Consider the following 9,103-nt stretch of genomic DNA (forward strand, 5'->3'; position numbering starts at 1 on the left):
GAAATTTTCAATTCAAAATTCAAAATTTAGAATTCAAAATTTCTTAAAAGGTGGATGAATTTTTAACAGATAAACACACCCTATCTATTTTTGCACTAAGTGAGGGAAGATACTATAATACTTGGATATAATGAGTACAAAGTAACTACTGTGTATGTTGTATTCGGCTTCTCATCTTTACTGGTGTGGATGTTGGTAACCGGTTTGGCTGTAAAGAAATACTGGGGAACTTATTACATACATTGGGTGCCCTCTTGGCTTAAAGATAAGCAGAGGCTGATTAGCTTTACACTCATAATTCATCTTGTGGTTGGTCTTATCATCTTTACTATTCCTGTTTGGATTTGTTATACTTGGATTCTTTATCCTTTTATCTTTGGCATCTTGGGAGGTTTAGAAGGAATGGTTGAATGGGTTATCCTTAATCATCGTTTTAAGATTTTACAGAAAGTTCCTCAATTGAAAGAGTTAAGGTTGTCATCTACATTAACTTCTGTTTTCTTCAAACATCTATTCTTCTGGATGTTGACACTATTGACATTTATTACAGTTTTATGGATTGGACATTGGGTTAAGTAAAAAGGCTAATTGGATACTGAACAAAAAGCGTATAACCAATCGCTGAAGCTGACGGCGGGCAAGCCCGCCGCAGCTTAGCTCGGTCGTTAGACCTTTTGAGAGGAATTACAAAAGGTGCCTATTATAAGTCGATTTTTTGGAATCATAATTTATATGTATTGGCGTGAACATGTACCTGCACATTTTCATGCAAAATATGGAGATGAAGAGGTGGTTGTTGAAATTGAAACAGGAAGGGTTACAGGCTATATGTCTAAACGTGCTTTATCTATGGTGCAGGAATGGCGAGAATTACATAAAGAAAAGTTACTAAACGATTGGCACTTAGCTGAACAGAATAAGCCATTGAAGAGAATAGAGCCTTTGGAGTAGGGGGCAGAAATGATACTTCATGTTAAAGAGGCAAAATATTTGCATGATTATGTAATTTGGCTTCGGTTTAATGATGGTGCCATAGGAGAAGTTGATCTGAAGGACGAACTCTATGGCGAGGTATTTGAACCTCTGAAAGACATAGAAAGGTTTAAATCCCTCAAGGTTGACCCAGACATAGAGACAATTGTATGGGATAATGGGGCAGATATGGCGCCAGAATTTTTATACGACAAGATGAAAGTCTTGGCCTAACAGATCGCTGAAGCTGACCGCCGGGCAAGCCCGCCGCAGCTTAGCTTAATCGTTAGACAGTACAATAATATCACAACACAAATGGAATCGTTATGGAGGTTATGGAAAAAGTAATGCCTGAAATCAGTCGGTTTTATGGTATCATTATTGCGATGTACTTTGACGAGCATGGTCCACCTCATTTTCATGTACGTTACGCGGGATCGAAAGCGGCGGTAAGAATACAGGATTTAACAATTTCCGAAGGTAGCCTACCACCAAGAGTGTTGGGCTTAGTGGTCGAATGGGCTGCAAAACACCAGAAAGAACTTATGTACAATTGGGAATTAGTACAAAGTGATCAGCAGCCGAGTAAGATTCAGCCATTAGATTAAGGAGGGATGACAATGAGTTTTGATGTGATCTCAGCAGAATATGTTGGAGAATATAAGATTAAGTTAACATTTGAGAATGGAAAATCGGGAGTAGTTGATTTTCTCCCGTATACACGGAAGGGTGGAGTCTTTGCAAGATTCAAGGATCTCAAGTACTTTAAGCAATTTGAGGTCAATCGGGATTTAGGAACAATCAGCTGGAGGAGCGAAGTAGACATAGCACCTGAAACTCTTTATTCGAAAGCAATTGGTGAGCCACTACCTCAATGGATGGAAGAGAAGGTGATGCTAAAGTAGACTGTCTAACCCATCACTGAAGCTGACGGCGGGCAAGTCCGCCGCAGCTTAGCTCAATCGTTAGGCAGAAAATATATAAATACCCAAAGGAGGAACTAAAAATGGCAAGAATTGTTCAAAAAATACAAATAAATGGAAGAGAGCTTAATGCCTTGTTTGATACAGGTTCACTTAGATCATATATTTGCAAAGAATTTGAGCCACCAAATACACGGAAAGTTCCTTCCATTCATGTAAGTATTGGTGGAAGAACACTTAACCTTGATAGGCGTTGTGATGTAAGTGCAATGATCAATGGACTTGAATTTGATTTTAGTGCATATATAGTAGATGAACTTGGTGAAATAGAAGAAGGTTGTATTGATGCTTTGATTGGTGCCCTCTGTATGGAAGAATGGTGGATAAAACTTGATCCAAAGAGTAGAACACTTGATCTCTCTAATCTAAGACGCCGTGAATTTACAGAATATTGATTTTGAGTAGCCATTATAGAAATGGTCAGATATGGGATAAACTAAGCAAGAAAAATGAGGGGAATTTTTGTCTAACAAATCGCTGCACCTGACTGCGAGGGGCTGTGGCGTGATTGAGATAGTTTTGTAATTTCCCAAAGTTTTATCTTGCTTATGAAAGTGTAGTGGTAATTCCCCCTCGCAGCAGGTGAGCTCAATCGTTATACGAAAGGCTCAAGATTGGTTTAAGAAGGTCAATTATGGAAGATAGAGCTATATATAGTACCAAAGAAGCTGCTGACTATCTGGGGGTAAGTCCATCTACTATCTATCGTATAGAAAAACGAGGCTTGCTTTCTCCTGTAAGAACCCCAGGAGGACAAAGACGCTTCAGCCAAAAAGACCTTGAAGAGTTCCCCAGAAAAAGTCAAGACATTGAGACCCCATTAGTAAGAGAAAAGCTCGTTCCCTATCAGGTTACCCCCAAGATTGAACCTTATTTTCATGAAGATTCTATTTGGATTTATAATGATGATTTTTTGACAACAAACTGTGTTAGCAAAGGGACAATTGATTTGATTGTTACTTCTCCTCCCTATAATGTAGATATTAAGTACAATTCTTGTGATGACAAAATCTCCTACAAAGATTATTTATCTTTCACAAGGGAGTGGTTGACAAAATGCTATAGATTGGTAAAAGATGATGGGAGGTTTTGTCTAAATATTCCTCTTGATAAAAACAAAGGCGGTCAGCAAAGCGTATGTGCTGACATCACAACAATTGCAAAGCAAGTAGGGTGGAAATACCATTCAACAATTATTTGGAATGAGCAAAATATTTCAAGACGGACTGCATGGGGTTCGTGGCTTTCTGCTTCAGCTCCTTATGTTATTGCTCCTGTTGAAGTTATTGTTATTCTTTACAAAGACCGGTGGAAGAAGATTAGTGGTAGTAAAAAATCAGATATTAGTAGAAAAGAGTTTATGGATTGGACGAATGGGATGTGGAATTTTATGGGTGAGAGTAAAAAGAGAGTTGGGCATCCAGCCCCATTTCCAGTAGAGCTTCCAAGAAGATGTATAAAATTATTCACTTTTGTGGGTGATACTATACTCGATCCATTCTTAGGTAGTGGCTCTACCTTAATTGCTGCATACCTTACAAACAGAAAAGGAATTGGGGTTGAGATTGATAAAAATTACTGTGGGATTGCAAAACAGAGGTTGGTAAGCGAAGCAAAGATAAACCAGCTTAAATTGGAGCTAACAACATAGGCAAGATGATGGCTAAATTGAAAAAGACCATTGCTGATTTGATAATGGAATACTTTAGAAATCATCCTAAAGAAGACCTACAACATGGCCCAGTTGTTGATTGGGTCGAGGAACAGTATCTCAAACTATATGGTAAGAAACCTCGAGATACTTGGCGTGGTATAAGAAGATTGCATCAGGAAGGTTTTCTGATAAAGGTAAGAAAGGGAGTTTATAAATATGACCCTGACCTCATTCAAAATAAGGAGTTATACGAATTCCCTGAAAATGTCAAAGAAGCAATCTTTAAGAGAGATGGATATATAGTTAATTCCATAACGCTTTACAAAATGTATGTGTTTAGATAATCTTAAGGAAAACTTTATAAAATTATGAATTTTGAATGTTGAATTTTGAATTAAAAGGGAAAAAATTTTATAAAACTTAAACCTTCAATTCAAAATTCAAAATTTAGAATTCAAAATTTCTTAAAAGGTGGATGAATTTTTAAACAGATAAACACAACCCTATCTATTTTTGCACTAAGTAATGGAAGATACTATAAGTTCCCTGTGGACCCTGTGGCCCGATTGGTCCTGGGTTAAGGGCATAGGTGGCTGTGCTGGCATAGGTTGCTGTCTGTGCATACAAGGAAGCAAAGCCAAAGACAACAGAATTTACCCTTTGCCTTGGGCTAAGTGCACTACCTTTGATTACTATTTCAAGCCAGAGGTCTTGGTTAATCAAGCTTGTAATGGGAAGTGGCCCCAGACGGGTAGAGAATATACCTTGGGTGCAGAAAACATCTCTATCCCCAGTCCAAAGGACACTACCCCCAGTCTCCTGGGGATAGAGCTTAAAGGTAATGCTCTTTGTCCCCTCTACCAATAGACCATTTTCCTGAAGAAGGCCCTGGTAGCTGATATACCCAGGAACCCTGATTTCTCCTTTCCCCTCTTTTCCTGATAGGAAAAGACCCAAAATGGCTAATGCCATTATGAACATTTTTCTGTTCTTCATCTTTTGTTCCTCCCTGTTGCTTTTGCAACATTTTAAATTTGTAACTATTCAGCCACTGATTGACACGGACTTTACCTTTTTAATAAACAAAGGATACAATTCCTCTGCCTCTTTAATAAAATCCTTAATTTGCATCCACTTAATGTCTAAATATTGATGAACCACGATATTTCTTAATCCGGCAAAATGAGAAAACCTCTTGGCAAATTCCTCTCCAAAATAAAAAAGTCCAAATTGTTCCAATACCTCTCTATATGTATGAGGAAGATCTTTTTTTTCTGAAGCCAATATAATCTTTGCAATATCCAAAGAGCCCATCACTATATTTTCTACCCAGCGTTCTACATCCCTCCTTTTTGAACGATCGTTGCTATATTCTTCCCAGGTTAATCCCTTAAATTTCTCAATATCCCCAAATTCATTCTCCAAAAAAACCAATGTTTCAATAAGGATTGCCTTATTTTCTGAGGTTAGAGAGGTAGATGCCTCCCTTATCTTAAAGAAATCAAAGACAAAATTCCAGTAATCAATCGCCTCATAGCTTGTTTTGCACAAAAGCCTCCAGTAAAGTTTTCTGTTGCTAATCTTCAAAGGAAGCCCTGAACTTAAAACAGAGAATACCAAAGATGGACGAGCTCTATTTAAAACCAAAAGGTCAACCTCATCTGTCTTTAAAATATCAACCAGTTCACCCCAGGTGCTTTTTTCATCGGGATAATTTTCTTGGGTTTCTATCTCCATATACTCAAAGGGCTTAAAGTAAACAGCCACATCCCAATCAGAGATATTAGAAGGCCTTCCTTTTGCCCGAGAACCGAATAAAAAGGCAAAAACTATATCATTCCTTTCTTTAAAATACCCTTTTAATTCTTTAATCTTTTCCATTCTAAAACCTTATCCCCATTGACAACCTATGGGAAGAATCAAGGTCTTTTATAGGCACATAGGCATAGTCAAGGTTTATTTTGTTATAAATTATTCCAAAGCCAAGGCTTAAGCCCTGGTTTTCATAATTATTCTTATAACCCAATCTTAAAGCAAGGGATGAAAATGGGTAGTATTCAGCACCTAGTGAAAGGCTCATGTTGTTTTTTCGGGTCTTACTAACTGAATACATCAGCTCTAACGGAAGGTTGAATACTAACATTAAGTCTAAACCTCCACCTATTTGAACAGTAAAGGGAAGGCTGTTTTTATCCTTTTCATATTCTAGCCATTCTCCTATATTTCTGATACTTGCTCCTAGTGAGCATTTTTCTGATAGATTTTGATAGAGGATGCCGATGTCAAAGGCATAGGTAGAGGCTTTATGCTTTTCAGCCAGGGTGGATTTAATAATTTTAAAGCTTGCTCCTATATTAAGATTGTGGTAGATCATTTTTCCCAAGCCAAGGCTTAAGTATGTATCGTTTTGGGAGTTAATAGATTTTTCCGTTCCCTCAAACTCATAGATTATAGCCTTGCCACCATTTAATATCCCAAGGCTTGCACCTAACCCTTTATCCTTTATTCTTTGGCCATAGCTTATATTGCTGTAATATGTATCCAATAGACCATCCTCATAAAAGGCAGAGAGGGATTTTCCCTCAATATTAGCTAATGCTGCTGGATTAAAGTATAAAGCCTCAGCTGGAGACTTTGGATTGGCAACCAATGCTTCTCCTAAGGCACTTGACCTTGCAGTGGGTGGGAATTCTAAGCCAATACCAGAGCAGGAGGCAGTAGAGCACCAGAGCACAAGGCAGTAGAGCACCAACTCACCAAAGTGGCAGGTTTCAACCTTCATCTTTCCGTCCCAACCCTCATATCTAAAGGCATTTGAACATCTACCCTAGCTATATCTTTGAGAGAAAAACGACTACTTGCTTCAAGTATCTCAATCCCTAAAAGGGCATTATTTTCTCCAATATCTAATATGATGCCCCCATCTATCTCTTTATTTGCCATAAATTTACCCTTTTGAAATTTGATATATATCGCATCAGCCCTTGTATCATAAGTAATTTGCATAATTTTCCTCCCACATTACTGAAATAACTACATAGGTAGCATCGGAAATAAACAACCTTGATTGTCCCATTGCTAAAAGTTTTATATGCCAATGTTTTATTATTATACCCCTTTCCTATTCTATCGGGAAATCTTAATGCACTTATAACCATTGTTCTAGTAATACCTCTGGTTGCCATTCTATATTTTGCATGCTCTGTAAATACGACCTCCATCTTTTGTTCATCATCTTACCAAGATTATCTTCTTTGCCTCCATAAGGCTTCCTGCCTTAATCTGGATGATATAGACCCCAGAATCTGCAAGCTCTCCATCATCATCCTTTCCATCCCATTCTGTCCAGTATTTGCCGCTTGATTTGTTTTCTGATACAAGGTTCTTTATTAGCCTTCCCTTTAAATCATAGAGCTTTATGCTAACCTCACAAGATGAAAAAATCTCATAGTAGATAGAGACCCTTTCCCCTTTGTTTGGATAGAATAGGTTATGATAGGGGATGAACTTATGTTTTGATGGGGGTGTTTTGATGGTTGTGGTTCCTGATGCGATAATGCTGGTTCCTGCATAAGCCTCAAGGAGATATGTATACTCAGTATTTGCTTTAAGATTATCTGTATCTTCATAGAAGATAGTGTTCGCAGAAAGATTTACTAAGAAAAAACCATTTCTATAAAGGGTATAGGATGTCTCTGTGGCAATATCATCCCAGGTAAGCCTTAGACAAACAGGGGATATGGCTTGTGCTTGTAAGGTTAAGGTTGCTTGTTGAATTGAAGAAAGGGCTGGGGAAACACCAGCCATTGCGGTATATGTGCTATTAGAGGACCTTCCTTCAATAGGAAAGCTTATCCCAGAAAGGTTATATATATTGTTTGCTAAATCGCCCTCTATTATGATAAACACATCCCAGTTTAGGCTATATTGGCCGAAGGATGTGCCTCCTAAGAGGAAAAAGAAAAAAATAAGCTTCTTTAACATTAAAAAATATTATAATACAAGAGAAAGAGAGATTGGAAGAAAATTTTTGCCTTCACACCTTTACAAAAGAAAAAACAAAATAAGCTTTTTTGATTATAACAAAAAAGGGATTGCCTAAACTGTTTATTATTTGATACTTAATATTAAAGCCCCTGCCTTATGTAAGGTTTCGTAATACTCAAGCTCGGGATCTGAATCTGAAACTATGCCTCCACCTGCCTGGATATATGCCTTGCCATCTTTAATAATGATTGTTCTTATAATAATATTTAAGTCCATTTTGCCAGCAAAATCAATGTAGCCAATTGAGCCTGTATAAATCCCTCTTGCTGTATTTTCAAGCTCCTCAATTATCTCCATACACCTCTTCTTTGGAACGCCTGTAATTGTTCCCCCAGGAAATCCTGCGATGATGCAATCAATGAAATCCTTATCCTCCCTTAAAACTCCCTTAATATTTGATACAATATGCATAACATGGGAATACCTTTCAATTGTCATAAGCTCATCCGGTATTACTGTTCCATATTTACAAACCTTTCCAATATCATTCCTTTCAAGGTCAAGGAGCATAATATGCTCAGCCCTCTCTTTTTCGCTCAAGATAAGCTCTCTTTCAAGCTCTTTATCTATCTTCCCTTTTCCACGGGGCCTTGTTCCCGCAATGGGTCTTGTTTCAATAATCCCATCAGATACCCTGATAAGCCTCTCGGGTGATGAGCTTACAATATAGCTATCCCCAAGGTTTAAGAATGCAGAGAATGGCGATGGATTAATAGAAGAAAGCCTTTTATAGACAAACCAAGGATCCATATCAAGCTTACAACAAAACCTCTGCGATAGATTAGCCTGATATATATCACCAGCCTTTATATATTCCTTTGCTTTTTTTACCATCTCAATGTATTTCTTTTTTGTAAAATTTGATATAAGCCTTCCCCTTTTTATCTCCTTTGAAAATGGTAGCTCTTTTTTTATAATTTCCTTTTTTATTTCATTTTCATTTAAAGAAAGAATTTCCATTGTTTTTAGCTTATGGTCAAAAACAATAAGGCTCTTTGGAAAGATAAGGTATAGGTCTGGCATTCCAATATCGTCTACATTTTTCTTTGGCAAATCCTCAATAAACCAGGCAAGGGAATAACTAAAATACCCAAAACCTCCCTTAAATTCTTTATGTTTTTTTGCCCTTTTTAATACATCCCTTAAGATAAAAAACGGATTTCCTTTATAAACCTTTTCATTTACAAATACCTTATCTCCCTTTGCTTTTATTGTAATAAAGGGGTCAAATCCGATAAATGAATACCTTGCAACCTTAAAAGGTCCATTCATACTCTCAAGGAGAAATGAATCCTTTTTATTTCTAAAATGGGAATAAAAGGCTTGTGGGTTTATCAATTTTTTCTACCATTCTTCATTAAAGGATCAACAATTTTTGCTTTAAGAAAACCATATTTACGAAGAAGGCAGCTTTCGCATATTCCACAAGGTTTTTTCCCCCCTGGTC

16 protein-coding genes and 1 pseudogene are annotated in these 9,103 nt (G+C 37.3%); 9 read left to right on the forward strand and 8 right to left on the reverse strand.

What is annotated here, in order from left to right; translation table 11 throughout:
* The first annotated feature begins 189 nt into the window (after positions 1-189).
* From AB1397_02405 to AB1397_02445, 9 genes and pseudogenes are all read left to right on the forward strand, one after another.
* A complete protein-coding gene (locus AB1397_02405) occupies positions 190-579 on the forward strand; it encodes a hypothetical protein (protein ID MEW6481844.1) in 390 nt (129 codons plus the stop codon).
* Positions 580-693: 114 nt separating this feature from the next.
* Positions 694-951, forward strand: a complete 258-nt coding sequence (locus tag AB1397_02410; protein ID MEW6481845.1) for a DUF4160 domain-containing protein — start codon at positions 694-696, stop codon at positions 949-951.
* 9 nt (positions 952-960) lie between these two features.
* Positions 961-1,206 (forward strand): DUF2442 domain-containing protein, encoded by a 246-nt coding sequence (locus AB1397_02415; GenBank protein ID MEW6481846.1) that lies wholly within the window; start codon positions 961-963, stop codon positions 1,204-1,206.
* A gap of 101 nt (positions 1,207-1,307) precedes the next feature.
* A complete protein-coding gene (locus AB1397_02420; GenBank protein MEW6481847.1) occupies positions 1,308-1,580 on the forward strand; it encodes a DUF4160 domain-containing protein in 273 nt (90 codons plus the stop codon).
* Between the two features lie 12 nt (positions 1,581-1,592).
* Entirely contained in the window at positions 1,593-1,877 is a 285-nt protein-coding gene (locus AB1397_02425) for a DUF2442 domain-containing protein (GenBank protein ID MEW6481848.1), read from the forward strand.
* 101 nt (positions 1,878-1,978) lie between these two features.
* Positions 1,979-2,350 (forward strand): hypothetical protein, encoded by a 372-nt coding sequence (locus AB1397_02430; GenBank protein MEW6481849.1) that lies wholly within the window; start codon positions 1,979-1,981, stop codon positions 2,348-2,350.
* 239 nt (positions 2,351-2,589) lie between these two features.
* Positions 2,590-2,733 (forward strand): annotated as a pseudogene (locus AB1397_02435) (helix-turn-helix domain-containing protein).
* A gap of 111 nt (positions 2,734-2,844) precedes the next feature.
* Positions 2,845-3,606 (forward strand): site-specific DNA-methyltransferase, encoded by a 762-nt coding sequence (locus AB1397_02440; protein ID MEW6481850.1) that lies wholly within the window; start codon positions 2,845-2,847, stop codon positions 3,604-3,606.
* Between the two features lie 5 nt (positions 3,607-3,611).
* Positions 3,612-3,953, forward strand: coding sequence for a hypothetical protein (locus AB1397_02445; protein ID MEW6481851.1), 342 nt, complete (start codon positions 3,612-3,614; stop codon positions 3,951-3,953).
* Positions 3,954-4,116: 163 nt separating this feature from the next.
* On the opposite strand, the gene AB1397_02450 is transcribed toward AB1397_02445, so the two are convergent.
* The 8 genes from AB1397_02450 to AB1397_02485 all read right to left on the reverse strand — a co-directional run.
* On the reverse strand, positions 4,117-4,605 hold the full coding sequence (locus AB1397_02450; protein ID MEW6481852.1) for a hypothetical protein: 489 nt from the start codon (positions 4,603-4,605) through the stop codon (positions 4,117-4,119).
* 48 nt (positions 4,606-4,653) lie between these two features.
* Positions 4,654-5,490 carry a HepT-like ribonuclease domain-containing protein gene (locus AB1397_02455; GenBank protein MEW6481853.1) on the reverse strand — a complete coding sequence of 279 codons (837 nt, stop codon included), beginning with the start codon at positions 5,488-5,490 and terminating at the stop codon, positions 4,654-4,656.
* 1 nt (position 5,491) lies between these two features.
* Positions 5,492-6,391: a PorV/PorQ family protein gene (locus AB1397_02460; protein ID MEW6481854.1), complete on the reverse strand. Its 900-nt coding sequence runs from the start codon at positions 6,389-6,391 to the stop codon at positions 5,492-5,494.
* Complete coding sequence (locus AB1397_02465; GenBank protein MEW6481855.1) at positions 6,388-6,615, reverse strand: DUF2283 domain-containing protein; 228 nt, start codon at positions 6,613-6,615, stop codon at positions 6,388-6,390. The genes AB1397_02460 and AB1397_02465 overlap by 4 nt, the downstream gene beginning before the upstream one ends.
* The gene (locus AB1397_02470) at positions 6,534-6,830 is read right to left on the reverse strand and encodes a DUF4258 domain-containing protein (protein MEW6481856.1); all 297 of its coding nucleotides are present in this window, start codon (positions 6,828-6,830) and stop codon (positions 6,534-6,536) included. Before AB1397_02470 ends, AB1397_02465 begins: the two co-directional genes overlap by 82 nt.
* A 10-nt stretch (positions 6,831-6,840) precedes the next feature.
* Complete coding sequence (locus AB1397_02475; protein MEW6481857.1) at positions 6,841-7,593, reverse strand: FlgD immunoglobulin-like domain containing protein; 753 nt, start codon at positions 7,591-7,593, stop codon at positions 6,841-6,843.
* Positions 7,594-7,719: 126 nt separating this feature from the next.
* A complete protein-coding gene (locus AB1397_02480; GenBank protein MEW6481858.1) occupies positions 7,720-8,994 on the reverse strand; it encodes an anthranilate synthase component I family protein in 1,275 nt (424 codons plus the stop codon).
* Positions 8,991-9,103, reverse strand: a 113-nt coding sequence (locus AB1397_02485; protein ID MEW6481859.1) for a 7-cyano-7-deazaguanine synthase, incomplete at its 5' end; no start/stop codon positions are given. The genes AB1397_02485 and AB1397_02480, both read right to left, overlap by 4 nt.

Source organism: bacterium, from assembly GCA_040756715.1.
In the GTDB taxonomy this organism is placed as follows: domain Bacteria; phylum UBA9089; class UBA9088; order UBA9088; family UBA9088; genus JBFLYE01.

Excerpts from the sequence above, each read along its gene's own strand:
- AB1397_02430 (MEW6481849.1), top strand. The coding sequence starts at position 1,979 with ATGGCAAGAATTGTTCAAAAAATACAAATAAATGGAAGAGAGCTTAAT.
- AB1397_02465 (MEW6481855.1), bottom strand. The coding sequence starts at position 6,615 with ATGCAAATTACTTATGATACAAGGGCTGATGCGATATATATCAAATTT.
- AB1397_02405 (MEW6481844.1), top strand. The coding sequence starts at position 190 with ATGTTGGTAACCGGTTTGGCTGTAAAGAAATACTGGGGAACTTATTAC.
- AB1397_02445 (MEW6481851.1), top strand. The coding sequence starts at position 3,612 with ATGATGGCTAAATTGAAAAAGACCATTGCTGATTTGATAATGGAATAC.
- AB1397_02425 (MEW6481848.1), top strand. The coding sequence starts at position 1,593 with ATGAGTTTTGATGTGATCTCAGCAGAATATGTTGGAGAATATAAGATT.
- AB1397_02415 (MEW6481846.1), top strand. The coding sequence starts at position 961 with ATGATACTTCATGTTAAAGAGGCAAAATATTTGCATGATTATGTAATT.
- AB1397_02475 (MEW6481857.1), bottom strand. The coding sequence starts at position 7,593 with ATGTTAAAGAAGCTTATTTTTTTCTTTTTCCTCTTAGGAGGCACATCC.
- AB1397_02470 (MEW6481856.1), bottom strand. The coding sequence starts at position 6,830 with ATGGAGGTCGTATTTACAGAGCATGCAAAATATAGAATGGCAACCAGA.
- AB1397_02460 (MEW6481854.1), bottom strand. The coding sequence starts at position 6,391 with ATGAAGGTTGAAACCTGCCACTTTGGTGAGTTGGTGCTCTACTGCCTT.
- AB1397_02450 (MEW6481852.1), bottom strand. The coding sequence starts at position 4,605 with ATGAAGAACAGAAAAATGTTCATAATGGCATTAGCCATTTTGGGTCTT.
- AB1397_02455 (MEW6481853.1), bottom strand. The coding sequence starts at position 5,490 with ATGGAAAAGATTAAAGAATTAAAAGGGTATTTTAAAGAAAGGAATGAT.
- AB1397_02420 (MEW6481847.1), top strand. The coding sequence starts at position 1,308 with ATGGAAAAAGTAATGCCTGAAATCAGTCGGTTTTATGGTATCATTATT.